The organism is Streptomyces sp. NPDC002886 (assembly GCF_042888445.1).
Lineage (GTDB): Bacteria > Actinomycetota > Actinomycetes > Streptomycetales > Streptomycetaceae > Streptomyces.
In genome coordinates this window covers 149,463-174,172 of the sequence record NZ_JBIAPV010000002.1, presented here as the reverse complement: position 1 = coordinate 174,172, position 24,710 = coordinate 149,463, and the positions used below count along the sequence as shown (strand labels likewise).

The 24,710-nt window shown below is 72.2% G+C and carries 21 protein-coding genes; 11 read left to right on the top strand and 10 right to left on the bottom strand.

Annotation, left to right across the window (positions count from 1 at the left end):
• Window positions 1–116: 116 nt before the first annotated feature.
• The gene (locus ACFYYB_RS06925) at window positions 117–827 is read left to right on the top strand and encodes a chaplin (protein ID WP_389433634.1); all 711 of its coding nucleotides are present in this window, start codon (window positions 117–119) and stop codon (window positions 825–827) included.
• On the opposite strand, the gene ACFYYB_RS06920 is transcribed toward ACFYYB_RS06925, so the two are convergent.
• Window positions 820–1,503, bottom strand: a complete 684-nt coding sequence (locus ACFYYB_RS06920; protein WP_389433633.1) for a DUF2293 domain-containing protein — start codon at window positions 1,501–1,503, stop codon at window positions 820–822. The two genes, ACFYYB_RS06925 and ACFYYB_RS06920, sit on opposite strands and share 8 nt — an antisense overlap.
• 140 nt (window positions 1,504–1,643) lie before the next feature.
• On the opposite strand from ACFYYB_RS06920, the gene ACFYYB_RS06915 reads away from it, so the two are divergent.
• Window positions 1,644–2,033: a cupin domain-containing protein gene (locus ACFYYB_RS06915; RefSeq protein ID WP_389433632.1), complete on the top strand. Its 390-nt coding sequence runs from the start codon at window positions 1,644–1,646 to the stop codon at window positions 2,031–2,033.
• Between the two features lie 41 nt (window positions 2,034–2,074).
• Here ACFYYB_RS06915 and ACFYYB_RS06910 read toward each other — a convergent pair whose 3' ends face one another.
• Window positions 2,075–3,520 (bottom strand): WGR domain-containing protein, encoded by a 1,446-nt coding sequence (locus ACFYYB_RS06910; RefSeq protein ID WP_389433631.1) that lies wholly within the window; start codon window positions 3,518–3,520, stop codon window positions 2,075–2,077.
• Window positions 3,521–3,610: 90 nt separating this feature from the next.
• Between ACFYYB_RS06910 and ACFYYB_RS06905 the strand changes: the two genes are divergently transcribed.
• Window positions 3,611–4,306, top strand: coding sequence for a uridine kinase (locus ACFYYB_RS06905; RefSeq protein WP_389433630.1), 696 nt, complete (start codon window positions 3,611–3,613; stop codon window positions 4,304–4,306).
• Between the two features lie 236 nt (window positions 4,307–4,542).
• Window positions 4,543–5,142, top strand: a complete 600-nt coding sequence (locus ACFYYB_RS06900) for a hypothetical protein (protein WP_389433628.1) — start codon at window positions 4,543–4,545, stop codon at window positions 5,140–5,142.
• A gap of 37 nt (window positions 5,143–5,179) precedes the next feature.
• Here ACFYYB_RS06900 and ACFYYB_RS06895 read toward each other — a convergent pair whose 3' ends face one another.
• Together ACFYYB_RS06895 and ACFYYB_RS06890 are read right to left on the bottom strand one after the other, a co-directional pair.
• Window positions 5,180–6,112 carry a carbohydrate kinase family protein gene (locus tag ACFYYB_RS06895; RefSeq protein WP_389433627.1) on the bottom strand — a complete coding sequence of 311 codons (933 nt, stop codon included), beginning with the start codon at window positions 6,110–6,112 and terminating at the stop codon, window positions 5,180–5,182.
• Window positions 6,109–7,083: a pseudouridine-5'-phosphate glycosidase gene (locus tag ACFYYB_RS06890; RefSeq protein ID WP_389433625.1), complete on the bottom strand. Its 975-nt coding sequence runs from the start codon at window positions 7,081–7,083 to the stop codon at window positions 6,109–6,111. Before ACFYYB_RS06890 ends, ACFYYB_RS06895 begins: the two co-directional genes overlap by 4 nt.
• 472 nt (window positions 7,084–7,555) lie before the next feature.
• On the opposite strand from ACFYYB_RS06890, the gene ACFYYB_RS06885 reads away from it, so the two are divergent.
• Window positions 7,556–7,945 (top strand): cupin domain-containing protein, encoded by a 390-nt coding sequence (locus ACFYYB_RS06885; RefSeq protein WP_389433624.1) that lies wholly within the window; start codon window positions 7,556–7,558, stop codon window positions 7,943–7,945.
• On the opposite strand, the gene ACFYYB_RS06880 is transcribed toward ACFYYB_RS06885, so the two are convergent.
• The 3 genes from ACFYYB_RS06880 to ACFYYB_RS06870 all read right to left on the bottom strand — a co-directional run bounded on the left by ACFYYB_RS06880 (window position 7,939) and on the right by ACFYYB_RS06870 (window position 10,884).
• Window positions 7,939–9,243 carry an MFS transporter gene (locus ACFYYB_RS06880; protein ID WP_389434931.1) on the bottom strand — a complete coding sequence of 435 codons (1,305 nt, stop codon included), beginning with the start codon at window positions 9,241–9,243 and terminating at the stop codon, window positions 7,939–7,941. The genes ACFYYB_RS06885 and ACFYYB_RS06880 overlap by 7 nt on opposite strands.
• 146 nt (window positions 9,244–9,389) lie before the next feature.
• The gene (locus ACFYYB_RS06875) at window positions 9,390–9,959 is read right to left on the bottom strand and encodes a methylated-DNA--[protein]-cysteine S-methyltransferase (protein ID WP_389433622.1); all 570 of its coding nucleotides are present in this window, start codon (window positions 9,957–9,959) and stop codon (window positions 9,390–9,392) included.
• A 40-nt stretch (window positions 9,960–9,999) separates the two neighbouring features.
• Window positions 10,000–10,884, bottom strand: a complete 885-nt coding sequence (locus ACFYYB_RS06870) for a glycerophosphodiester phosphodiesterase (RefSeq protein WP_389433620.1) — start codon at window positions 10,882–10,884, stop codon at window positions 10,000–10,002.
• A gap of 251 nt (window positions 10,885–11,135) precedes the next feature.
• On the opposite strand from ACFYYB_RS06870, the gene uvrB reads away from it, so the two are divergent.
• From uvrB to ACFYYB_RS06845, 5 genes are all read left to right on the top strand, one after another.
• Entirely contained in the window at window positions 11,136–13,295 is a 2,160-nt protein-coding gene (gene uvrB, locus ACFYYB_RS06865; RefSeq protein ID WP_389433618.1) for an excinuclease ABC subunit UvrB, read from the top strand.
• An 86-nt stretch (window positions 13,296–13,381) separates the two neighbouring features.
• Window positions 13,382–13,960 carry a TerD family protein gene (locus ACFYYB_RS06860; RefSeq protein ID WP_254383773.1) on the top strand — a complete coding sequence of 193 codons (579 nt, stop codon included), beginning with the start codon at window positions 13,382–13,384 and terminating at the stop codon, window positions 13,958–13,960.
• Window positions 13,961–14,102: 142 nt separating this feature from the next.
• Entirely contained in the window at window positions 14,103–16,058 is a 1,956-nt protein-coding gene (locus ACFYYB_RS06855; RefSeq protein WP_389433617.1) for a TerD family protein, read from the top strand.
• Between the two features lie 267 nt (window positions 16,059–16,325).
• The gene (locus ACFYYB_RS06850; protein ID WP_389433615.1) at window positions 16,326–17,321 is read left to right on the top strand and encodes a TerC family protein; all 996 of its coding nucleotides are present in this window, start codon (window positions 16,326–16,328) and stop codon (window positions 17,319–17,321) included.
• Between the two features lie 95 nt (window positions 17,322–17,416).
• Complete coding sequence (locus ACFYYB_RS06845; RefSeq protein WP_389433613.1) at window positions 17,417–18,649, top strand: serine hydrolase domain-containing protein; 1,233 nt, start codon at window positions 17,417–17,419, stop codon at window positions 18,647–18,649.
• Between the two features lie 23 nt (window positions 18,650–18,672).
• Here ACFYYB_RS06845 and ACFYYB_RS06840 read toward each other — a convergent pair whose 3' ends face one another.
• From ACFYYB_RS06840 to ACFYYB_RS06830, 3 genes are all read right to left on the bottom strand, one after another.
• Window positions 18,673–19,983, bottom strand: coding sequence for an MFS transporter (locus ACFYYB_RS06840; RefSeq protein ID WP_389434929.1), 1,311 nt, complete (start codon window positions 19,981–19,983; stop codon window positions 18,673–18,675).
• 179 nt (window positions 19,984–20,162) lie between these two features.
• Window positions 20,163–20,819, bottom strand: coding sequence for an MBL fold metallo-hydrolase (locus ACFYYB_RS06835; protein ID WP_389433612.1), 657 nt, complete (start codon window positions 20,817–20,819; stop codon window positions 20,163–20,165).
• Window positions 20,820–20,828: 9 nt separating this feature from the next.
• The gene (locus ACFYYB_RS06830; RefSeq protein WP_389433610.1) at window positions 20,829–21,518 is read right to left on the bottom strand and encodes a maleylpyruvate isomerase family mycothiol-dependent enzyme; all 690 of its coding nucleotides are present in this window, start codon (window positions 21,516–21,518) and stop codon (window positions 20,829–20,831) included.
• 187 nt (window positions 21,519–21,705) lie between these two features.
• On the opposite strand from ACFYYB_RS06830, the gene uvrA reads away from it, so the two are divergent.
• Entirely contained in the window at window positions 21,706–24,699 is a 2,994-nt protein-coding gene (gene uvrA / locus ACFYYB_RS06825) for an excinuclease ABC subunit UvrA (RefSeq protein WP_389433608.1), read from the top strand.
• Window positions 24,700–24,710 lie beyond the last annotated feature (11 nt).

Genomic DNA, 24,710 nt, shown 5'->3' with positions numbered 1-24,710 from the left:
CTATAACCCGAATGGGGTTACGGCGTTGTTTCCGGTACGGGTGCAACGCCCGTGGACCCTTCCGGAAGGCAGGAAATCTGATGCGTCACAGTCGTCGGAATGGCTTGATCGCGGCGGTGGTTGCGGGGGGTGGACTCGCGGTCGCGGGTGCGGGTGGCTTCGCCTTCGCCGACGCGGAGGCGGGTGGGCAGGCCGTGGGCTCGCCGGGGGTGCTGTCCGGGAATCTGCTGCAACTGCCGGTGCACGCCCCGGTGAACGTGTGCGGGAACACCGTGAACGTGGTCGGCCTCCTCAATCCGGCCGCCGGGAACCGGTGCGCCAACGCCTCCCGGGGCGGCGGGAATCCGGGGCAGCCGGGCCATCCCGGGCCGAACCCCTCCCACCCCTCGAAACCCGGCGCCGGAAACGGTGCGGGGAACGGCGGCCCGAGCGGGCACGGCGACGGCGGACACGGCGGGCCCGGCCGCGGTGCGGTGGCCGATGGGCGCGGAAAGGATTCTCCGGGCCTGCTGTCCGGCAACGGCCTCCAGCTCCCCGTCGAGGTGCCGCTCAACATCAGCGGCAACTCGGTGAGCGTCGTCGGCGTCGGCAACCCCTCGGTGGGCAACACCTCCGTCAACGGCTCGACCCCGGTCGTCGGCAAGCCCGTCCAGCCTACGGTCCGGCCGCCCGTCGCCGTGCGGCCGGTCACCCCGCCGGCCCCGCCGCGCAACCACCCCTCGGCGCTCGCCCACACCGGGTCCGAGGGCGTCGGCTACCTGCTGTCCGGCGGCGGTGCCATGCTGCTCGGCGGAGTGCTCCTCTACCGCCGGTTCCGGCTCAACTAGCCTGCGCGGACCGGCCGGGAGCGGCGGAGGAGGCCCGCCAGCCGTCCAGGATCGCGTCGATCCCGGGCGCCAGCCGGGCCCGGGCCGCGAACCGCGGTACGCCCGCCATCAGCAGGGCGTCGTACTCGGTGTCGAGGTGCCGCACGGCCGCCCGCACCGCCGCGTACACGGCGGGCGGGTCGAGGGCCCGGCCGGCCGCGCTACGGCCCACCCGGCCACTGCCGCGCACCGAGGCGTGCGCGGCGATGGCCCGGGCCCGGTCGGCGGGGCAGCCGGGGAACAGGCGCAGGATCTCGGCGGCGAAGGCCGCCGTGAACCGGGTGTCCTCGGCCGCCCGGCGCAGCCGGTCGCGCTCCCGGCGCCGGGCCCGCGCCTCGGCGTCCGCGAGGCAGGCACGCTCGGCGCGGTCCAGGGCGGCGTCCTCGACGAGGATCCCGAGGCGCTCGTAGCGGCGGCGGCGCCGGTGGAAACGGACCACGACGGCCGACAGCGAACTGGCCTCGTGGGCCCGCCGGGTGAGGGCTGTGTCGCCGCGCGGCAGGTAGACGAGGTGTCCGAGGTCGGCGCAGTCCAGGCAGCGGGGCACGCCGGTCTCGCGGACGAGGAGGCGCAGTGGTCCCTGGCGGCACTCCGCGCAGTGGATCTGCTTCGTCGACTCGAAAACGACCAGGCTCATGTCGGAGTGATACCGCTCTTCAGGCCGTATATCACCTTGTAGGAATGGATACTTGCGGTTTCACCGAGTCTTCCCTGACCTCATGGTGTCCTCCTACCTTGAGGCGAGTGGGCCGCGGCCGGTCCATGGAGGAGGGAAACATGGCTGGACGGCAGGCGACGGCCGGGCGCCCGAGGCCTGCGGGCCGGCGTCCGAAAGCGGAGGTGGTCTCCGACCTCCTGGTGAGAGAGGTCGCCATAGAGCCCGGTGGCTGCACCGGCTGGCACTACCACCGCGTCCCCCTGATAGCGGTGGTCAAGTCCGGCACCCTGACCCGGATCCTGAGCGACGGTACGGTCGAGGTGCACCGCACCGGCACCAGCTTCGTCGAGCCGGCCGGCCGCCGACACGTCCACCTCGGCCGCAACCTCGGCCGCGAGCGGGTCGTGCTCTGCGTGACCGCGGCCCTCACCGAGGGGGACCCCTTCGCCCTGCCCGCCGAAGCCCCACCGGGGGCGATGCCGTGCGCGTGCCCCACGCGGACGCGGTGAGGGCGGACGCGGTGAGGGCGGGCCAGGTGAGGGCGGTGTGGTCAGACGAGTCGGCGGATCTCCCCGCGCACGCGGTAGAAGCCTCCGGCCGCCGGGTGCAGGCCGTCCACCACGTACCGGGCGCCGGCTTCCCGTATCCCGCGCGGGAACTGCACGTTCCATGAGGGCTCGAACCCGCCCGACACCACCTGTACGCGCATCCGCTGGCCCTGCTGCACGCACTCCACGACCACACCGCCCGCGGGTACCGAGGCCACCGACACCGTCGCCACCGCGGCAGGAGAGGCGGCGGGGGTGAACACCGGCAGGGCGGCCGCCGACTTCACGTCCACGGCCGTCGGGACCGACCCCTCCCGGGCGGCCGCGATCGCGGCCTCGCTCGCGTCGACGCACACCAGCGAACCGTCCGTGGTCACCAGGTACAGCCGCTCGTCGAGATACTGCATGGACAGAGCGGCCCCGCTGCCGGTGCCGAGCTTCCACAGCCGCCGCCCGTCGGCGTCGAAGCAGTAGACGGACGACGCGAGGTCACCGGCGAAGACGTGCCGGCCGTCCGGCGACGTCGCGCACGAGTAGACCGCCGCGTCGCACCGGTACGAGGCCTCCAGCGCGCCCGTGGCCTTCGACAGCCGCTGCACGGTGTTGCGGCCGGTCCCCGCGTACACCGCGTGGTCCTCCTGCCAGCCGAACAGCACCGCCCCGTCGGTCTGGGTGTGCCACAACTCCCGCCCGCCGTCCGGGGCGTAGGCCGTGACCCCCTTGCCGTGGCCGTGGTAGACCGCCCGCTCGTCCGCGCGCACCATCCACGCGTTCGTACCGGCCGAGCGGCGCGACCACTGGAACTCGTCCTCGTGGTCGATGACCGTCAGCCCGCCGTTGCGGTCGGCCACGTTCAGCACGCCCTCGCGGATGTCCAGCCAGAAGATGTCCACGTCGGCCGCGATGTCGTACGCCCCGAACGGCACCTTCGAGGACAGGTCGTACACCGTGCCGTCGTCACAGCCCGCATAGATCCAGAACTCGTCCGCCACCAGGCACTTCACCCCGTCCGGCAGCGAGTAGCGGGCGAGCACCTCGCCGTCGTGGCTGACCGTGTAGACGTCTCCGGCCTGGTTGCCGACCCAGCAGCGGTCCTCGTCCACGTGGATCCCGAAGGCGGAGGACCCCGTACGGAACCGCCACAGCACCGGGGCCACCGCGCGTGCGGTGGACGGGGTCGAAGTCACCTGGCGGCGCGTCACCGACCGGGCCGCGCGGACTCCCGGCACCGCAGGGGCGTAGCCCTTGCGGACCTTCTCCCCGACCTTCTTGGCGGCGGCCGCCCGTGCCTTCTCGATGGTCGGGAAGGAGGAGCTCTGCAGCTGGCCGTCCGCGCCGATGCGCCCGTACCGCACCGAGACGGAGGTCCCGTCGACGATGACCTCGTAGAACTTGTGGGCACCGCCGTCCTCCTGGGACAGCTCCAGATACGTCGTCTCCCGAGCCATGACAGACCCCTCCCCAAGGCCGGGCCGCCGGCCCTGTGCGCCGGTGATCCCTCTCGAAAAACGTTAGGGGCCACCACTGACAATGGGCTGGTGCAGCTGGAAGCGATCACATGGCAGCGGATGGCCGAGCGGCTCGCCGGTCACCTCGACACAGACACAGACACCGACACAGACACCAACACCGACACCGGCATGGAAGAGGCCGGTCCGGAGGCCCGCTGGCGGCGGGTGGGCATCGACGGGGCGCCCGCCGCCCGCACCGGCGTGCTCGCGGCGGAACTCGCCGACGCGCTGCGCCCGCGCGGGCGTCCGGTCCTCGTGGTGGCGGCCGAGGGCTTCCTGCGCCCGGCCTCCCTCCGCTTCGAGTTCGGCCGCGAGGACGTGGACTCCTACCTCGACGGCTGGTACGACACCGGGGCGCTCTGGCGGGAGGTGTTCGGCCCGACCGACCCCGGCGGCACCGGCCGGGTGCTGCCCGACCTCTGGGACCCGGACACCGACCGGGCCACCCGCAGCCCCTACGCCGAACTCCCGCCCGGCGGCGTGCTGATCGTGCACGGCCCGCTGTTGCTGGGCCACTGGTTCCCCTTCGACCTCACCGTCCACATCGGCCTCTCCCCGGGCGCTCTGGCCCGGCGTACCGAGGAGTCCGCCCGCTGGACCCTCCCCGCCTTCGCGCGCTACGAGGCCGAGACCGGCCCGGCGGACCGGGCCGACGCCCTGGTCCGGGCCGACGATCCGCGCCACCCGGCCTGGACGGGGGTGCGCGCGGAGCTCACCGGCTGACTCCGCGGGCCGCCGGGCGTGGCTCCGCGTACTCCCGCCCGGTCACGGAGGTCCGGGAAACGCAACAGGGGGATTCCGGCACGGTGACGATCGGTTCCGGCCATCGCTCCGGCCGGAACCCCGCGCTACGTTGACGGCACGCTTCGACGGCGGCCACCCCGGTGGCGCCTTGGCAGAGGGAGAAGGCGATGCAGTCAATGCACGGACACGGCACGGTGGTTCGGAACGAGAGACGGATGCGCACGCAGGCGGCGCTCGCCGCGCTGGCCCTGTGCGGGACGCTGGCCCTGACGGCGTGCAACGGCGACGACGAGGCCGGTGCGCCGGGAAGCCCCGCGAGCCCCGCCGTCAGCGCGCCGGCCACGGCCACCGCCTCCCCGTCGGCCGCGGCGTCGCCGTCCTCGGCCCCGTCGAAGAAGCCCGCTCCGACCGCGACTTCGTCCGCCACCCCGGCGGGTACCAAGAAGCCCCCGGCGCCCGGTTCCACCTGCGACCACAAGATGCCGATCTCGCCCGACGAGGTGGCCGTCTACCGCTACACCCCCGAGGGCGGGGTCCACAGCCTGATCATCAAGCACGGCAACTGGGGCTGCGCCGCCCCCGGCATGGACGCGGCCCCCTTCGAGACCGTGGGCAAGGAGACCTTCCTCAACATCGCCGAGGATGCCAAGATCACGGCCGTCACCCCCATCGTCGCCAGCCCGGTGAGCCAGCCGATCACGCTCCAGCAGCTCATCGACTGGCTGATCGCCCACCCGAACCAGGGCCGCGTCTTCCGCTACCACCTGGACAGCGAGGGCGTGATCGACTGGATGGACCAGCAGTACACGTCGTAGCACTCCCAGGCGCGGCCGTACGGTCTCCCCGTTCTCCCTACGGCCGCCCGCCCAGCCGGGTCACCGCCAGCGCGGCCGCCCGGCAGCCGGCCCCCGCGGCCCACGCCGAGCCCGCTCCCGCCAGCCGGGCGGCGAGGAAGGCGCCCGTGAAGGCGTCCCCGGCGCCCGTGGAATCCACCGCCTCGGCGCTCTCCGCCGCGACCTCGGCCGTGACCCGGCCGTCCTCGGCGACGAGCGCTCCGGCCCCGCCCCGGGTGACCACCACCAACGGCACCCGCCGGCTCAGCTCCGCCGCCGCCCGCGCGACGGCGGCCGCCCCGGAAGGGCGCCCGTGCGCCCCCGCCAGCAGCAGCGCCTCGTCCTCGTTCGGCAGCAGTACGCCGGCCCCCGCCGCGGCGGCCAGGAAGCGCTCCGGACCCAGCGCGGCCAGGAACCCCGCCGACGCCGGATCCACGCTCACCGGTACGTTCCGGGCACGGGCGTCCCGTAGCGCCACCAGGGCCAGTTCGCGGCTCGCGTCGGCGAAGAACAGGTAGCCCGACAGGTGGAGATGGGCGACCCCGTCCAGGAGCGCGGGCTCCCAGTCGCCGGGGGAGAGCCGCAGCGAGGCCCCGCTGTCGGTCAGGAAGGTCCGCTCCGCGTCCGCGCCGACCAGCGCGACCACCGTTCCGGTCGGCTCGGCGGGATCGATCACCAGGCTCGGCCGTACCCCCGCGTCGAGCAGCGCCCGCTCGTGCCACGGGGCCGAGTCCGCGCCGACCCGCGCGAGGAGACGTACCTCCGGAGCGCCCGCGTGGGCGGCCCAGCAGGCCGCGTTGGCCCCGGCGCCGCCCGGCAGGGTCCGGATCCGGGCCGCGGTGTCGGTGCCCGGAGCCAGTGGCTCCGCATGCACCGCCACGACGTCCGTCACCACGTCCCCGACGACCAGCAGCGCCCCCGGCCCGGCGGGAGCGGCCGCCGCGACGGTCACGGCCGCGCCGCCCGGGCCCGCGCGATCCGGGCCCCGAGGCGGACGTTGCCGCGTACCGCCGCGAGATTGGCTTCTAGGGAGGCGCCGCCCGTCGCGCGCACCAGGAACCCCAACAGGAACGGTGTCACCGCCTGTCCCGTGATGCCCCGCTCCCGGCACTCCGACAGCGCCTCGGCCAGGACCCGGTCGTGCAGTTCCGGATCGAGCTGCAGTTCCCGGTCCACCGGGTTGGCCACGAGGAGCGCCGACTCCGCGCCGCCGAGCAGGTCCTGGGCGGCCATCACGGCCGCCACCTCCTCGGGCCGGTGGACCGTCCAGTCCACCGGCTCCCCGGAATCGGCCAGGTAGAACCCGGGGAAACGATCCGTCCCGTACCCGAGGACCGTCACCCCGAGCGTCTCCAGCCGCTGGAGCGTCGCGGGCACGTCCAGGATCGACTTCACCCCCGCGCACACCACGGTGATCCGGGTCCGCGCCAGTAGCGCGAGGTCGGCCGACTCGTCCTGCGACCGGGTCCAGTCCCGGTGTACGCCGCCCAGCCCGCCGGTGGCGAAGACCCGCAGCCCCGCCCGCGCGGCGAGGAAGGCCGTGGCCGAGACCGTGGTCGCGCCCGTCGCCCCCGTGGCGAGGGCGGGGGCCAGATCCCGGTGGCCGAGCTTGCGCACGCCCTCGCCGCCCGCGATCCGCTCCAGCTTGGTCTTGTCCAGTCCGGCGTACGCCACTCCGTCGACGACCGCGACGGTCGCCGGAACGGCCCCCTCCGCCCGGACCAGCTCCTCCAGTTCCAGACCCACCGCCAGATTGCGGGGGCGGGGCAGGCCGTGGGCGAGGATCGTGGACTCCAGCGCCACGACGGGCCGACCGCGGTCGAGGGCCTCGCGCACCTCCTCCGACAGGACCGGGATCGCGGCCGTGAGCGGTGCTCCGGCCGAGGGGGATGCTGCGGGTGCGGATGCTGTGTGCTGTGACATGTCCCCATCCCTGGCACGCGATCCGGCGCCCCAAACGCCCGGACGCCGCACCGGCGGGAACCCGCCCTTCCCGGGTACCGTGCCCGGGGGTGGCAGCGTCGGCACGGACGTCCGCGGGTGTGCCGCTGCGCGGGGCGAGGTCCCCTACCCGCCCTTCCACCGTTCCCAGGGCTCCGCCCTGACCCGTCGGACCCCGGGGCTGCGCCCGGGGAATGGTGGAAGGGCGGGTAGGGGACCCCCAGCCCCGCAGGGCCAACCCAGGCCGCACCCGCCCACCGGCCCCCGCGCCGGGACGGCCGTGGCGGCAGCTCCGCCCGGCCACCGCTGGACGGAGTCCGGCGCAGCGGCGCGAAGCCCGCGCAGCGGTGCGAGCGGCGCGTTGAAAAAGGCGACAGGGTGACCGGTGGGGCGGGTGCGCGCTGGACGCTCTGGTCACCCCGGCGCGCGGGGGGCTCCGGTTAGGCTCAGGAGCATGAGCACGAATGATCACCGAGATGCCCCCGCGGAAGCCCCCGCCTCCTTCGCCGTGTCCCTCCCGGACGTCCCCGACTCCGAGCTGGAGCCGGACGAACTCGACCCCGCGCAGATCGTCTCGGGGAACCCGGTCGTGACCGGCAAGGTGCTGTGGGAGGCGCCGGACGGCTCGCAGGTGCGCGGCATCTGGCAGATCACCCCGGGCGTGGTCACCGACACCGAGGCGAACGAGCTGTTCGTCGTGGTCAGCGGCCGGGCCACCATCGAGGTGGAGGGCGGCGGGACCCTTGAGGTCGGCCCCGGCTCCGCTTGCGTCCTCCGGGAGGGTGACAAGACCACCTGGACCGTCCACGAGACGCTTCGCAAGGCCTACCACATCAGCTACTGACCGGTATCGGCGGCTTTCACGGGACGGCGGCGCGAGGTGAACAGCGCGAGCGCCGCCATCGGGAGCAGGAGGGCCGCGGCGGCCGCGTTGAGCCAGCCGTAGCCCGCCTGGGACATGACGAGCCCGGCGGCGGCGCCGCCGACCCCGGCTGCCGTGTTCATGGTGAGGTCGCCCAGCCCCTGAACGGCGGCCCGCGCGGGCTGCGGCACCGAGTCGGTCAGCAGCGCCGAGCCGGACACCATGCCGGCGGACCAGCCCAGGCCGAGCAGGAAGAGTCCGGCGGCGCTCTGGGCGTGGTTCCCGTCGGCCGTGCCGGCGAGCAGTGCGGCGACGGACAGCAGGCCCGCGGCGAGCCCGATCACGGACAGCCGGCCGATCCGGTCCGCGAGCCAGCCCATCACGGGCGAGAAGCCGAACATGCCGGCGATGTGCCCGCTGATGACCAGCCCGATGAGCTGGAGCCCGGCTCCGTGGTGCCCCAGGTCGACCGGGGTCATCACCATGATCGAGACCATGGCGGTGTGGGACACCGCGATGGTGAGCAGCGCGAGCCGGGCCCGGGGCGAGGCCTTGACGGCCGCGAACCCGGCACGCAGCGAACGCCCGGCGCGGGTCTGGTCCTCGGAGGGAGCGAGCGCGCGGGCCGTCAGCAGCGGGTCGGGGCGCAGGAGTACGCCGATCAGCGCGGCGGTGAGCAGGAAGACGGCGCCGGCCCAGATGAAGGGCCCCGCCGTCGGGGGTATGGAAGTGCCGGCGAAGCTGCGGCTGGCCGGGGCGGAGAGGTTCGGGCCGAGCACGGCGCCGATGGTGGAGGCCCAGACGACCACGGAGATCGCCCGTGCCCGGTGGTCGGGTTCGGCGAGGTCGGCGGCGGCGAAGCGGGCCTGGAGGTTGGCCGAGGAAGCGGCTCCGAAGGCGGCCATGCCGAGCATCAGCAGCGGGAAGCTCTTGATCGAGGCGGCGAGGACGACGAGGGCGGCCCCGGCCGCGCCGATCACGTAGGCCAGGACCAGTCCGGGCCGGCGGCCGCGCGCGGTCATCAGCGCGGCGAGCGGCAGGGAGACGGCCGCGGTGCCGATCACGGAGGCGGTCGAGGCGAAGCCGGAGAGCGACTCCGTGCCGCTGACCTCGGTGGCCAGGACCGGGGCCAGGGCGATGCTGATGGGCACGCCGATCCCGCCCAGGACCTGGCCGGCGATCAGTACCGCGGAGGTGCGGCGCCGCAGCCGCGGCAGGTCGGCGGCGGTGAACGTGACGGCGGGCCGGTCGGTGCCGGGCGCGGCGCTCACGCGGTCCACCTCCGACACGGATGCGGAGGGGCTGCGGGCGCGGCGCATGGAGTGGTCACCGCCGCAGTTTCGCACTCCGCGCGGGGCGGGCGGAACAGGGTTTCCCGCAGCACGGGAAGCACCGGAGGCACGGGAAGCACGGCCGGACCGCCCCCCTAGAACAGCGGCTCGGGGAGGACGCCCTCCAAGGCGAGGAGGCGGCGCTTGGTCTCCACGCCGCCGCCGAATCCGCCGATGCCCCCGTCGTTCTCCACGACCCGGTGGCAGGCCACCACCAGGGGCAGCGGATTCGAGCCCATGGCGTTGCCGACGGCCTGGGCCGCGCCCGGGGCGCCGGCCCGGGCTGCCAGCTCGCCGTACCCCACGACCGCCCCGTAGGGCACGGTGCGGTCCAGCTCCAGCAGGACCTGCCGGTTGAAGCCGGAGCTGAGCCGCCAGTCCAGCGGCAGGTCGAAGCGGCGCAGCGTACCGGCGAAGTAGGCCTTCAGCTGGCGTATCGGCTCGGCCAGCAGGACCTCCTCGCCCGGCGGCGGGCGCCGGGCGTCGGCGCCGAGCCGGGAGACCAGCGCGCCGATCATCTTCGCGGCGCGGTCCGGTCCGGCATGGAACTCGACCTTGACCAGGCCCTCGGGGGTCGCGGCGAGGAGCAGCGGCCCGATGCCGGTGTCGCCGCCGTCGAAGACGGTCCATTCGAGGTGCGGCCCGCGGGGCTCAGGAGTGTCCACCCCTTCACGGTACGGCCCGCCACCGACAGCGCCGCGCCCGTCAGTAGCCGCCGACCGCTTCCCGTACGACGTCGGGCTTGTCGGTGATGATCCCGTCCACGCCCATGTCCTGGACCTTCAGCGCGGTCGCGGCGTCGTCCACGATCCAGGTGTCCACTTCCAGCGCCTTCCCGTGGGCGCCGGGCAGCTTGTGCACCGCGGCGACCCAGTCGCTGTCGATCGTGGTGTACCAGGGGTTGATCCGGTCGGTGAACTCGGCGTACCGCGGCAGGTCGGCCAGGGGCGGGGTGCCCAGGAAGGCCGTGAACAGGTCGGGGCGCAGTTCGTGCACGGTGCGGACCGAGGCGGCGCTGAAGCTCTGGACCACCAGGCGGCGGGCCACGCGGTTCTCCTCGAGCCAGCCGGTCTCGCCCAGCACGTCCAGGGTCTGCCGTTCGATCCCCGGGTAGAGCTCCGGCTTCTTGATCTCCAGGAGCAGCCGCTGCTGGTTGCGCTGGACGCGGTTCATGTACTGCCGCAGGGTCGGTACGCGGGCGCCCGCGAACTCCTGACCGAACCAGCTGCCCGCGTCCAGCCGGGCGATCTCCGCCGCGGTGAAGTCCTTCACCCGCCAGGGCTTGCGATCGGGGAACACCTGCTCGACATCGGTCGTCCGGGCCAGCGTGTCGTCGTGGACGACCACGAGTTCGCCGTCCTTGGTGCGCTGGACGTCGTTCTCCACCCAGTCGAAGCCCATCTCCATGGCGAGGTCGATCGCCTCCAGGGTGTTCTCCGGGGCGTAGGCCGAAGCCCCCCGGTGGGCGTACACGATCGGGTTGGACAGCCAGTCCGGACCGGGTGCGGCCGAGGCGGAGCCCGCACCGCACACGGTCAGGGTGAGCCCCAGGAAGGCGGCGGTGGCTGCGGCGGCGGATCGGACGTACATGCGCGTTCTCCTCGGGTCATGGGCCCTGCTCCTGCCGTCAAACGGGCGCGGAGCGGCATACGTTGCGGCGAGGCACTGGCGGCGGTGCGTTTCCGACGCACTTTCAGGAGAGCCGCGTACGGCGATCATGGGGTTGACGATCACCGGGCCGCCACCGAACTACGACAAACGGACCAGACCCGCACGGTTCCGCCCGGGACGGACGGGGCGGACGGGCCCCGAGTGTCAGTGGGTGGTCGTACGGTTGACCCATGCGGCCCGTATCGAAGATCGAACGCACGGTGGCGCCTTTCGAGGTCGTCAGCTCCTACACGCCCAGCGGCGACCAGCCGGCGGCCATCGCCGAGCTGGAGAAGCGCATCCGTGCAGGTGAGAAGGATGTCGTGCTGCTCGGCGCGACCGGAACCGGCAAGTCGGCGACGACCGCCTGGATGATCGAGAAGCTCCAGCGGCCCACCCTGGTGATGGCGCCGAACAAGACGCTCGCCGCCCAGCTGGCGAACGAGTTCCGCGAGCTCCTGCCGAACAACGCGGTCGAGTACTTCGTCTCGTACTACGACTACTACCAGCCCGAGGCGTACGTACCGCAGTCGGACACCTACATCGAGAAGGACTCCTCGATCAACGAGGAGGTGGAGCGGCTGCGCCACTCCGCGACCAATTCCCTCCTCACCCGGCGCGACGTCATCGTCGTCGCCTCCGTGTCCTGCATCTACGGTCTCGGCACCCCGCAGGAGTACGTCGACCGGATGGTCCCCCTCAAGGTCGGCGAGGAGATGGACCGGGACGGGCTCCTGCGCCGCTTCGTCGACATCCAGTACACGCGCAACGACGTGGCCTTCACCCGGGGCACCTTCCGGGTGCGCGGCGACACCATCGAGATCTTCCCGGTCTACGAGGAACTGGCCGTCCGCATCGAGATGTTCGGCGACGAGATCGAGGCCCTGTCCACCCTGCACCCGCTGACCGGCGAGGTCATCAGCGAGGACCGCGAGCTCTACGTCTTCCCCGCCAGCCACTACGTCGCCGGCCCCGAGCGCATGGAGAAGGCGGTCCGCGGCATCGAGGCCGAGCTCGCCGAGCGCCTCGCCGAGCTGGAGAAGCAGGGCAAGATGCTGGAGGCCCAGCGCCTGCGCATGCGCACCACCTACGACCTGGAGATGATGCGCCAGATCGGGTCCTGCTCCGGCATCGAGAACTACTCGCTGCACATGGACGACCGCGAGCGCGGCTCCGCCCCGAACACGCTCATCGACTACTTCCCCGAGGACTTCCTCCTCGTCATCGACGAATCGCACGTCACCGTGCCCCAGATCGGCGCGATGTACGAGGGCGACGCCTCCCGCAAGCGGACCCTGGTCGACCACGGCTTCCGGCTCCCGTCGGCCCTCGACAACCGGCCGCTGAAGTGGGAGGAGTTCCAGGAGCGGATCGGCCAGACCGTCTACCTGTCGGCGACCCCGGGGAGGTACGAGCTCTCGCGCGGCGACGGCTTCGTCGAGCAGATCATCCGCCCGACCGGTCTCATCGACCCGGAGGTCGTGGTCAAGCCCACCGAGGGCCAGATCGACGACCTGGTGCACGAGATCCGCGCGCGCGTGGAGAAGGACGAGCGGGTCCTGGTCACCACCCTCACCAAGAAGATGGCCGAGGACCTCACCGACTACTTCCTGGAGCTCGGCATCCAGGTCCGCTACCTGCACAGCGACGTGGACACCCTGCGCCGCATCGAGCTGCTGCGCGAGCTGCGGGCCGGCGAGTACGACGTCCTGGTCGGCATCAACCTGCTCCGCGAGGGCCTCGACCTGCCCGAGGTGTCGCTGGTGGCCATCCTCGACGCCGACAAGCAGGGCTTCCTGCGGTCGGGGACCTCGCTGATCCAGACCATCGGCCGCGCGGCGCGCAACGTCTCCGGCCAGGTCCACATGTACGCGGACGTCATCACCCCGGCGATGGCCCAGGCGATCGACGAGACGAACCGGCGCCGCGAGAAGCAGGTCGCCTACAACACAGCCCACGGGATCGACCCGCAGCCGCTGCGCAAGAAGATCAACGACATCGTGGCCACGATCGCCCGCGAGGAGCTCGACACCGAGGAACTCCTCGGTACCGGCTACCGGCAGACGAAGGACGGCAAGGCCCTCAAGGCGCCCGTCCCGGCGCTCGGCGGCAAGGCGGCGCAGGCCGCGGCGGCCGGCAAGGCCGGGGCGAAGGGCGCCAAGGGTGCCAAGGGTCCCGTGGTGGCCACCGACCGTCCCGCGGCCGAACTGGCGGCGCTCATCGAGCAGATGACCGAGCGGATGCGGGGCGCGGCCGCAGAGCTGCAGTTCGAGGTCGCGGCCCGGATCCGGGACGAGGTCGGCGAGCTGAAGAAGGAGCTGCGACAGATGAAGGAAGCGGGCCTCGCCTGACCCGGAGGCGGTCAGTAGGGTTGGCACAGCCGCAGGTACATGCTGCGCACCCCCATCGGGGGAGGGCTATGGAGAGGGGACAGCGCGTGACGGTCAACATGACCAAGGGTCAGGCCATCAGTCTGCAGAAGGCGGACGGAGGCACGCTGACCGCGGTCCGGATGGGCCTCGGCTGGCAGGCTGCCAAGCGCCGGGGGCTGTTCGGCTCGCGGACCCGGGAGATCGACCTCGACGCGTCGGCGGTGCTCTTCGCCGACAAGCAGCCCGTGGACGTCGTCTTCTTCCGGCACCTGCAGAGCGACGACGGCTCGGTCAAGCACACCGGCGACAACCTCGTCGGCGGCGTGGGCCAGGGCGGGGACGACGAGTCGATCCTCGTCGACCTGCAGCGCGTGCCGGTGCACATCGACCAGATCGTCTTCACGGTGAACTCCTTCACCGGTCAGACGTTCCAGGAGGTGGAGAACGCCTTCTGCCGCATCGTCGACGAGACCAACGGCCAGGAGCTGGCCCGCTACACGCTGGACGGTGGCGGCCAGTACACCGCTCAGATCATGGCGAAGGTGTCGCGCGTCGGCGCCGGCTGGCAGATGACGGCTCTCGGGAACCCGGCCAACGGCCGTACCTTCCAGGACCTGATGCCGGCGATCCTGCCGCACCTGTAAGCACCTGTAAGCGCCTGTAGGCGCTTCTGAGCAGGACCGGCAGCTCTGCCGGACACGGCACGACACAGCACAGCACAGCACAGCAGGACCGGGCACGATCGAGGGCCCGGCGGAACACCGGGTACGGGGGAGGGGCTGCACGATGACGGCCGAACTGGTCCGGGGGCAGAACCACCCCCTGTCCCGGAGCCGGGTGGAGATCAGGGTCTCGGCGGGCACACCCGTGCTCGCCCTGGCCCACCTCGGCGACGACTCGGGCCGGCTCGCCGGCCCCGGGGCGCTCGCCCATCCCGGCGCCCGCACCCTTCCCGGGCTGGAAGTGCCCGGAGCGGCATCCGGGCAGCACCGCATAGCGGTCGACCTCGACGCGGTCGCACCGGCCGTCCACCGGGTCGGCCTCGTCCTGGTCCTGCCGCCCGGCGGACCGGTGCACTTCGGCGCGGTCCCCGCCTCCTACGTGTCCGTGGCCGACCCGGAGGGCACTGAGCTCGCCGGGTACACGCTGACCGGACTGGAGTCGGAGACCGCCGTCGTGGCCCTGGAGCTGTACCGGCGCCAGGGCGCCTGGAAGGTGCGCGCCGTCGGCCAGGGGTACGCCGCCGGTCTCGGCGCGCTCCTGACCGACGCGGGGCTGCCCGCCCCGGCCGCGGTCGAACTGGCCGCCGCCGCCCTGGGCACGGCTCCGGCCGGGGACATCACCCTGGCCGTCATGCCCGGCGGCCCGGCCCCGACCGTTCCGCGCGGGCTGCGGGCCCCGGCCACGGCCGAGACCCCGGCCCCGACCCCGGCGCCGCAGGAGGTTCCGGCCGCCCCCACGCCCCCGCCGATGCCCCCGGATCCCGAACCGGCCCCGGGCACCGACGGCGGTCCGCCCACCATCAGCTACGCCCACCCGCGCCGCCGCACCAGCACCGAACCACCCGAGCCCGCGCCGCGCCCGGCCGAGCCGTCGCGGCCCGGCGAGGCGCCCCGCCCCGTCGCCGGGGACGCGAGCGGCTGGTCCATGGAGGAGCGGCTCTACAACCAGGTCTGGGGCATGTTCGAGGACCTGGCCCGCGCCGTCGCCGCCTACCGCGGAGCCGTCGAGTTCGCCGACTCCCGGATGGACCGCGAGCTCGACGAGGCGCTGTCCGACCCGCGCCACCGGCTCGGCGGCTCCGGCAACGCCGCCCGGGACACCGCCCGGGCCCGCCGCGAGGAACTGGTCGCGCGGGCGCAGGACGTGCTCGACCGGGACCTGGTCCAGCTCACCGCCGAGTCCGAGGTGGTCGAGCCCGCGCTGCCCGCCGCGTACGCGCGCTGGGACAACCCCGTCTGGCATGCGCACACCGTGCCCGCCGAAGCCCCCCTGGCCCTGCGCCTGGGCGACCTCCACCTGCCCGAGCGGCCCGACCTGCGCATCCCCATGCTGGTCCGGGTCCCGCCGGAGCGGGGTCTGTGGATCGACAACGGCCGCACCGGCTCGGAGGCGGCCATGGCGATGGACACCGACCGGTTGCGCCGCGCCGCCATGGACATGGCCGTCGCGCACGCGGCGCGGATGCTGGCCGCCCACCCCGCTGACCGGTTCGCCGTCCACGTCATCGACGCGGCCGGCGCCGGGGCCGCTTCGCTGGCACCGCTGGTGCGCGCCGGAGTGCTGGCCGGGGCGCCGGCGGCCGGGGCCGCGGGGGTCACCGAGACCCTGGAGCGGCTGACCCGCCGGGTGGACCTCGTACAGATGGCGGTTCGGGCCGGGGCTCCGGAGGACCTGCCGCCCGATGTGGACACCTCCGACCAGCTGCTGATCGTGCACGACTTCCCGCACGGCTTCGACGACCGCGCCGTCACCCGGTTGCGCTATCTCGCCGACGAGGGCCCGGCCGTCGGCGTGCACCTCCTGATGGTCGCGGACCGTGACGAGGCCTCGGCCTACGGGCCGCTGCTGGATCCGCTGTGGCGCTCGCTGATGCGGCTGTCGCCCGTCCCGGACAACCACCTCGCGGACCCCTGGGTCCACCACGCCTGGACCTTCGAGCCGGATCTGCCCCCGCAGGGCAGCCGGGTCCTGGACCAGGCGCTGGAGCGGGTCGCGGCGGCCCGGGGGCGCGCGCGGTAGCGGTGGCCGGGCGGTCCACCGCCCGGCCTCGATGACCGGTCACTGACCAGTTCTTGGGTTCCCCTTTACCTTCCACGCCCACCACGGGTACTCTGGTGAACGCGGAGGGGAGTATTCCTGCTTTCCTGCTACGGCGTGCCCGTCAATACGGACTGCAATCGGTCCCGGGGCGTCGGCCCGTGGCCTCCTGGCCGTCCGGGTGGAAGAGACCTCCGGCAGCGATGACGCTGACAAAGTTCTGAGCCATCTGCCGGAGGCGTGTTCATAGTGGACGTTTCGTTGACCCTTTGGGTGCTGACCATTCTTGGTCTGGGCATTCTCATCGGTGCCGATTTCTTCATCGGCCGCAAGCCGCACGACGTCTCCATGAAGGAGGCGGGCATCTGGACGGTCGTCTGGATCGTCCTCGCGGTGCTCTTCGGTCTCGGCCTGCTGGTGTTCGGGCACGGCCAGGCCTCGCAGGAGTTCTTCGCCGGTTTCATCACCGAGAAGTCCCTCAGCGTGGACAACCTCTTCGTCTTCGTCCTGATCATGGCGAAGTTCGCGGTGCCCTCGCAGCTCCAGCAGCGCGTGCTGCTGATCGGCGTGCTGATCGCCCTGGTCCTGCGCGCCATCTTCATCGCCGCCGGCGCCGCGATCATCACCAACTTCTCGTGGGTCTTCTACATCTTCGGCGCGTTCCTCATCTACACCGCGTGGAAGCTGATCCAGGAAGCCCGCAAGGACGAGGAGGAAGAGGAGTTCGAGGAGAACCGCCTCCTGAAGTCCATCGAGAAGAAGTTCGGCGTCGCCGACCGCTACCACGGCACCAAGCTCTTCATCCAGAACAACGGCAAGCGCGTCCTGACCCCGCTGATGGTCGTCATGCTCGCCATCGGCACCACCGACGTGCTGTTCGCCTTGGACTCGATCCCCGCGATCTTCGGCCTCACCCAGGACCCGTACATCGTCTTCACCGCGAACGCCTTCGCGCTGATGGGTCTGCGCCAGCTGTACTTCCTCATCGGCGGCCTGCTCAAGAAGCTGGTCCACCTCAGCTACGGCCTCTCCGTCATCCTCGGCTTCATCGGCGTCAAGCTCGTGCTGCACGCCCTGCACGAGTCGGGCCTGCACGTCCCGCAGATCTCCATCCCGGTCTCCCTCGGCGTCATCTGCGGCGTCCTGGTGATCACCACGATCACCAGCCTGATCGCCTCGAAGAAGCAGGCGGAGGCCGAAGCGGCCGAGGCCGCCGAGGCCGGCCCGGAGCGCATCGAGGCCTGATCCGGTGCCACCCCGGTCGCCGCGCGACCGGGGTGGTGCGGGCCTAGGCTGGTGGGACGTTTCTCCCTCGTCGTCGTACGACAGGAGGCCGACCCATGAGGCCGACCCGCATCAGGATGCGCAGGGCCTGTGTGGCGGCAGCCGCCGCCGGCCTGCTCATCGCCCCGGCCGTCGCCGGCTCCGCGTACGGGGCGACCGCCCCGGCCGTGTCCGCGGCCCCGTCACCGTCCGGCGATACGGAGTTCCCGCAGCTCACCCCGGCCGTCGCGGCCCGACTGGACGCGGCGATCCGCCAGGTCATGAAGGAGGCGGCCGTCCCGGGCGTGACCGTGGGGCTGTGGGCCCCCGGCAAGGGCAGCTACGTGAAGTCCTTCGGCGTGGCGGACAAGGCGACCGGCGCACCCATGACGCCCGATCTCGGGGTGCGCATCGGCAGCGAGACCAAGACGTTCACGGTCACCGCCCTCCTCCAGCTCGTGGACCAAGGCAAGCTCGCGCTGGACGACCCGATCGGCAAGTACATCAGCGGCGTCCCGAACGGGGACCGCATCACCCTGCGCGAACTGGCGGGCATGCGCAGCGGGCTCTTCAACTACAGCGAGGACCCGGGCTTCGACAAGGAGCTCAACGGCACCTCCACCTTCACCCCGCAGCAGCTGCTCGACATCTCCTTCAAGCACCCGGTGAACTTCGAGCCGGGCGCGAAGTTCGAGTACTCCAACACCAACCTGATCCTGCTCGGCCTGCTCGTGGAGAAGATCACCGGCCGGCCGATCCAGGAGGTCATCGATCAGGACGTGGTGAAGCCCGCCGGGCTGAGCGGCCGCACCCTCTTCCCCGTCGGCACGGAGTTCCCCGAGCCGCACGCGCACGGCTACACCAACGACCTGCCCAGCGGGAAGATCGTGGACGCGACCGACTGGAACCCGTCCTGGGCCTGGGCCGCCGGAGCGATGGTCTCCGACCTGCAGGACCTGCGCAGCTGGGCGAAGACCCTCGCCACCGGCACCCTGCTGACCCCCGCGACCCAGGCCGAGCGGCTGAAGACCCAGCCGATCGGCATCATCCCCGGCGCGGGTTACGGGCTCGGCATCTTCGACGTCCAGGGCTGGATCGGCCACAACGGCTCGCTGCCCGGGTACGAGACGCTGACCGTCTACCTGCCGGAGGAGCAGGCCACCATGGTCATCGTCCTCAACACCGACGACCTGTACAAGGGCCAGGAGCCCAGCACCCTCTTCGGGGAAGCCGTCACCGGCATCGTGACCCCCGGCCACCTGTACCCGGGCCACAAGCCGGCCGAGGACAAGAGCGCCAAGAGCGGCTGAGCGGCGGCTACCGGGCTACACGGCTATACGGGGGCGGTCGCCTCGGCCGCCCCCTGTTCCGCCTCCGCGCCCGTCCGCTGCCGGACGACCGCCGGGTTGGTCTCCGGCAGCAGCGCGAAGCAGGCCAGCGAGACCAGGGCGATCCCCGTCAGGTAGACGGCGACGGCCCACGGCGGGCCGGAGCCGTCCGCCAGCGCCGTCGCCACGATCGGGGTCAGCGCACCGCCCAGCACCCCGCCGAGGTTGTAGCCGACCGCCGCGCCCGTGCAGCGGATGCGCGGGGCGTACAGCTCGGGCAGGTACGCGCCCACCACCGCGAACATCGTCACCATCCCGAGCAGGGCGCCGAAGAGGCCCACGGTCATCAGCAGCGGGTCCGCGGTGCGCAGCAGCGCCACGAACGGGAACATCCACAGCGCGGACGCCGTGCAGCCGGCCAGGCACAGCGGGCGCCGGCCGTAGCGGTCGCCGAGCACCGCGATCACCGGAGTGGCCGCCCCCTTGAGGGCGACGGCCACCATGATGCAGGCCAGCATCACCGAGCGGTGCACGCCGAGGTGCTCGGTGGCGTACGCGAGGGACCAGGTGGTGACCGCGTAGAAGACGGCGTAGCCCACGGCCAGTGCCCCGCCGGTCAGCAGGAGCAGCCGCCAGTGGCCCCGTAGCACCTCGGCCAGCGGGGCCTCGGCCCGGCGGCCGGTCTCCGCGAGCGCACGGAACTGCGGGGTCTCCTCCACCGAGCGGCGCAGCCACAGCCCGGTCAGGGCCAGCAGCCCCGCCACCCAGAACGGCACCCGCCAGCCCCAGGCGGCGAACTGCCCGTCGGACAGTGTGCTCGACAGGGTCAGCATCAGGCCGTTGGCCAGCAGGAACCCGACCGCCGGGCCCATCTGCGGGAAGCTCGACCAGAGCCCGCGCCGGCCCTCGGGGGCGTGCTCGGAGGTCAGCAGCACCGCGCCGCCCCACTCCCCGCCGAGGCCGAGGCCCTGGAGGAAGCGCAGCAGGACCAGCAGGATCGGCGCGGCCGCCCCGATGGAGGCGTACGAGGGCACGCAGCCCACCGCCACGGTGGCCAGGCCGGTGAGCAGCAGGGAGGCGAGCAGCACCGGGCGGCGGCCGTACCGGTCGCCGATGTGGCCGAAGACGGCGGAGCCGAGGGGGCGGGCGAGGAAGCCGACGCCGAAGGTGCCGAAGGCGGCGAGGGTGCCGGCGAGCGGGGAGAAGGAGGGGAAGAAGAGCGGGCCGAGCACCAGGGCGGCGGCGGTGCCGTAGACGAAGAAGTCGTAGAACTCGATGGCGGTGCCGACGAGGGAGGCCGCGGCGAGCCGGAGCATCGAGGGGGCGGCCGGGGTTTCTTCGGCCGGGGCGTCTTCGGTCTTGGAGGGGGGAGTGGGGGAGGGGTCGTGTTGCATGGTGCAGCAATTACCCCGCCCCACACCCTCAGGACGTGCGTTCGGTCATCAATGACCGGAAGGGAGTGCGGTCCGGCGCGAGGTTGACGCGCCGGAGCGGTTCACCAGCCGCGCTCGCGCCATTCGGCGAGGTGGGGACGCTCGGCGCCGAGCGTGGTGTCGTTGCCGTGGCCGGGGTAGACCCAGGTCTCGTCCGGCAGCCGGTCGAAGAGCTGGCGCTCCACGTCGTCGACGAGCTGGACGAAGGCCTTCGGGTCGCCCCAGGTGTTGCCGACTCCGCCGGGGAAGAGGCAGTCGCCGGTGAACACGTGCGGGTGGCCGTGCGGGTCGTCGTAGACCAGCGCGATCGAGCCGGGGGTGTGGCCGACCAGGTGGCGGGCGGTCAGCGTGACCCGGCCGACCGTGATCGTGTCCCCGTCCTCGACGGGCACGTCGGTGGCGACCGGGATGCCCTCCGCGTCGTAGCGGCCCGCGTACGTCCGTGCGCCGGTCGCCTCGACCACCTCCGCCAGTGCGCCCCAGTGGTCGCCGTGCTGGTGGGTGGTGACCACGGAGGCGATGCCGCCGTCCCCGATCAGGCTCAGCAGGGTCTGGGGCTCCGCGGCCGCGTCGATGAGCAGCTGCTCGTCGGTGGCCCGGCAGCGCAGCAGGTAGGCGTTGTTGTTCATGCCGCCCACCGCGACTTTGGAAATCATCAGGTCCGAGAGTTCGTGCACGTCGGCCGGACCGCCGACCTTGACCGCTCCGCTGTACGTCATGGACCGATCCTAGAGCGGAGGGAGGGCCGGCAGGGGGCCGCCCTCGGTGGTCAGGGAGGCTCCCTTGTCCCCGCGGCCGGCCAGCCAGCCCAGGAGCGCGGCGGCGGTGCCGGTGACGGTGACGGCCGGGTCGCCGGCGGAGCCGGTCCGCCAGTGGCGCCCGTCGGTGGCGGACAGGGCGGTGGGCGGCACGTCCGGGCGTCCGGACCAGCGCTCGGCGAGGAACTCGATCTCCCGGCCGGTGAACTCCCCGGGGAGGTCGGAGAGCTCGTAGCCGATGTCCAGGTCGACGTGGTGCAGCTCGACCTCGATCAGGCGGCGGAAGGGGACGCGGGCCGCCGAGTCGGTGACGCCGTTGCGCAGTTCGACGGTGCGGGTCCAGTCCTGCGGCGCCGCGGCCACGGCCTGCCAGCGGTCCGCGGAATTCCGTACGTCCTCCAGCTGTTCCAGCAGAGGACGCCCCGCATCACGCTCGATGTCGGACTCCCGGGAAGTGGCGCTCTCGTACATCGGGCGGCCCTCGAAGACCTCGACCAGGGCGTCCGCGTTCCGGGCGAGATGGGCCAGGACGTGGCCGCGGCTCCAGCCGGGGAGACGTGACTCTTCGGCCAGCTTCGCGTTGTCCAGCTTCGCGCCCGCGGTCAGCAGCCGATCGGTGGCCTCATGAACGGATCGCAGGTCGTGCGCATGATCAGTCATGCGGCCGAGCCTAGTGGTCGAGGGGGACGTGACACACGATCGGGTGAAGAGGGCTGCGGAGTGCCTAAAATCGAATGCACGTGCTATACGCTCGGAGTCCAGTCTCCCACTCCACCGCAGAGGCGCCCCCCAATACCCTGGGACGGGGGCCAGTGCCCCCGCTCTCTCAAGAAAGGTGCGGACCGGCGTGACCGACCGTCTCATCGTTCGTGGCGCTCGCGAGCACAACCTCAAGAACGTTTCTCTTGACCTGCCGCGCGACTCGCTCATCGTCTTCACCGGACTCTCCGGGTCGGGCAAGTCCTCCCTGGCCTTCGACACGATCTTCGCCGAGGGCCAGCGCCGCTACGTCGAGTCGCTCTCCTCGTACGCCCGCCAGTTCCTCGGGCAGATGGACAAGCCCGACGTCGACTTCATCGAGGGCCTCTCCCCGGCCGTCTCCATCGACCAGAAGTCCACCTCGCGCAACCCCCGCTCCACCGTCGGCACCATCACCGAGGTGTACGACTACCTCCGCCTGCTCTTCGCGCGCATCGGCAAGCCCCACTGCCCCGAGTGCCGCCGGCCGATCTCGCGGCAGTCGCCGCAGGCGATCGTCGACAAGGTGCTCGCGCTGCCCGAGGGCAGCCGCTTCCAGGTGCTCTCGCCGCTGGTGCGCGAGCGCAAGGGCGAGTTCGTCGACCTCTTCGCCGACCTCCAGACCAAGGGCTACAGCCGTGCCCGGGTGGACGGGGAGACGATCCAGCTCTCCGAGCCGCCCACGCTGAAGAAGCAGGAGAAGCACACCATCGAGGTGGTCATCGACCGCCTCACCGTCAAGGACAGCGCCAAGCGCCGGCTGACGGACTCCGTGGAGACCGCCCTCGGGCTGTCGGGCGGCATGGTGATCCTGGACTTCGTCGACCTCGCGGAGGACGACCCCGAGCGTGAGCGGATGTACTCCGAGCACCTCTACTGCCCGTACGACGACCTCTCCTTCGAGGAGCTGGAGCCGCGTTCCTTCTCCTTCAACTCGCCCTTCGGCGCCTGCCCCGAGTGCACCGGCATCGGTACGCGGATGGAGGTGGACCCGGAGCTGATCGTCCCGGACGAGGACAAGTCCCTGGACGAGGGCGCGGTCTCCCCGTGGGCGCTCGGCCACACCAAGGACTACTTCCAGCGGCTGATCGGCGCGCTCGCCGGGGAGCTCGGCTTCCGCACGGACATCGCGTGGGCCGGCCTGCCGCTGCGGGCCAAGAAGGCCCTGCTGTACGGCCACAAGACCCAGATCGAGGTGCGCTACCGCAACCGGTACGGGCGCGAGCGGGCCTACACCACGGCTTTCGAGGGCGCGGTGCCGTTCGTCAAGCGGCGCCACTCGGAGTCCGAGAGCGACGCCAGCCGCGAGCGCTTCGAGGGCTACATGCGCGAGGTGCCCTGTCCCACCTGCCAGGGCACGCGGCTCAAGCCGATCGTGCTCGCGGTGACGGTCATGGACCGCTCGATCGCCGACGTCGCCGCGATGTCGATCAGCGAGTGCGCGGACTTCCTCGGGCGCCTCAAGCTCGACGCCCGCGACAAGAAGATCGCCGAGCGGGTCCTCAAGGAGGTCAACGAGCGGCTCCGCTTCCTCGTCGACGTCGGCCTGGACTACCTCTCGCTCAACCGCGCGGCCGGCACCCTCTCGGGCGGCGAGGCCCAGCGCATCCGCCTCGCCACCCAGATCGGCTCCGGCCTGGTGGGCGTGCTGTACGTGCTGGACGAGCCCTCCATCGGCCTGCACCAGCGGGACAACCACCGCCTGATCGAGACCCTCGTCCGACTCCGGGACATGGGCAACACGCTCATCGTCGTCGAGCACGACGAGGACACCATCAAGGTGGCCGACTGGGTCGTCGACATCGGCCCCGGCGCCGGCGAGCACGGCGGCAAGGTCGTGCACAGCGGCTCCCTGAAGGAGCTGCTGAAGAACCCCGAGTCGATCACCGGTCAGTACCTGTCCGGCAAGCGGTCCATCCCGCTCCCGGACGTACGCCGCCCCGTGGACCCGTCGCGCAGGCTCACGGTCCACGGCGCCAAGGAGAACAACCTCCAGGACATCGACGTCTCCTTCCCGCTGGGCGTGCTCACGGCGGTGACGGGCGTATCGGGCTCCGGCAAGTCGACGCTGGTCAACGACATCCTGTACACGCACCTCGCCCGCGAGCTCAACGGCGCGCGTTCGGTGCCGGGGCGGCACACGCGGGTGGACGGCGACGACCTCGTCGACAAGGTCGTGCACGTCGACCAGTCGCCGATCGGCCGGACCCCCCGGTCCAACCCGGCCACGTACACCGGTGTCTTCGACCACGTCCGCAAGCTCTTCGCGGAGACGATGGAGGCGAAGGTGCGCGGCTACCTGCCGGGCCGCTTCTCCTTCAACGTGAAGGGCGGCCGGTGCGAGAACTGCTCCGGTGACGGCACGATCAAGATCGAGATGAACTTCCTGCCGGACGTGTACGTCCCGTGCGAGGTCTGCCACGGCGACCGGTACAACCGGGAGACGCTGGAGGTCCACTACAAGGGCAAGTCCATCGCCGAGGTCCTGAACATGCCGATCGAGGAGGCCGCCGGCTTCTTCGAGGCCGTTCCGACGATCTCGCGGCACCTGAAGACGCTGAACGAGGTGGGGCTCGGGTACGTCCGCCTCGGCCAGTCGGCGCCGACCCTGTCGGGCGGCGAGGCGCAGCGCGTGAAGCTGGCCTCGGAGCTCCAGAAGCGCTCGACGGGCCGGACGGTCTACGTCCTGGACGAGCCGACGACGGGCCTGCACTTCGAGGACATCTCGAAGCTGATCAAGGTGCTGTCGGGGCTGGTCGACAAGGGCAACACGGTGATCGTCATCGAGCACAACCTCGATGTCATCAAGACCGCGGACTGGGTCGTGGACATGGGCCCCGAGGGTGGTTACGGAGGCGGCCTCGTCGTCGCCGAGGGCACGCCGGAGCAGGTCGCCTCGGTGGGCGCGAGCCACACGGGCAAGTTCCTGCGGGACATCCTGGGCGCGGACCGGGTCCTGGACGGTGCGCAAGCGGCCGCTCCCGTGAAGAAGGCGGCCGCGCGCAAGAAGGCGGCTCCCGCCGCTGCCGCGAAGAAGGCCGTGGCGAAGAAGGCGGCGGCCGTCGAGCCCGCGAAGAAGGCCACGCGGGCGCGCAAGGCGTAGTCCTCCGGAGG

Coding starts and splice junctions, on each gene's coding strand:
- ACFYYB_RS06885 (WP_389433624.1), top strand. CDS start 7,556: ATGAGCACGAATGATCACCGAGATGCCCCCGCGGAAGCCCCCGCCTCC.
- ACFYYB_RS06830 (WP_389433610.1), bottom strand. CDS start 21,518: ATGACTGATCATGCGCACGACCTGCGATCCGTTCATGAGGCCACCGAT.
- ACFYYB_RS06910 (WP_389433631.1), bottom strand. CDS start 3,520: ATGGCTCGGGAGACGACGTATCTGGAGCTGTCCCAGGAGGACGGCGGT.
- ACFYYB_RS06920 (WP_389433633.1), bottom strand. CDS start 1,503: ATGAGCCTGGTCGTTTTCGAGTCGACGAAGCAGATCCACTGCGCGGAG.
- uvrB (WP_389433618.1), top strand. CDS start 11,136: ATGCGGCCCGTATCGAAGATCGAACGCACGGTGGCGCCTTTCGAGGTC.
- ACFYYB_RS06900 (WP_389433628.1), top strand. CDS start 4,543: ATGCGCACGCAGGCGGCGCTCGCCGCGCTGGCCCTGTGCGGGACGCTG.
- ACFYYB_RS06845 (WP_389433613.1), top strand. CDS start 17,417: ATGAGGCCGACCCGCATCAGGATGCGCAGGGCCTGTGTGGCGGCAGCC.
- ACFYYB_RS06870 (WP_389433620.1), bottom strand. CDS start 10,884: ATGTACGTCCGATCCGCCGCCGCAGCCACCGCCGCCTTCCTGGGGCTC.
- ACFYYB_RS06835 (WP_389433612.1), bottom strand. CDS start 20,819: ATGACGTACAGCGGAGCGGTCAAGGTCGGCGGTCCGGCCGACGTGCAC.
- ACFYYB_RS06840 (WP_389434929.1), bottom strand. CDS start 19,983: ATGCTCCGGCTCGCCGCGGCCTCCCTCGTCGGCACCGCCATCGAGTTC.
- ACFYYB_RS06915 (WP_389433632.1), top strand. CDS start 1,644: ATGGCTGGACGGCAGGCGACGGCCGGGCGCCCGAGGCCTGCGGGCCGG.
- ACFYYB_RS06890 (WP_389433625.1), bottom strand. CDS start 7,083: ATGTCACAGCACACAGCATCCGCACCCGCAGCATCCCCCTCGGCCGGA.
- ACFYYB_RS06855 (WP_389433617.1), top strand. CDS start 14,103: ATGACGGCCGAACTGGTCCGGGGGCAGAACCACCCCCTGTCCCGGAGC.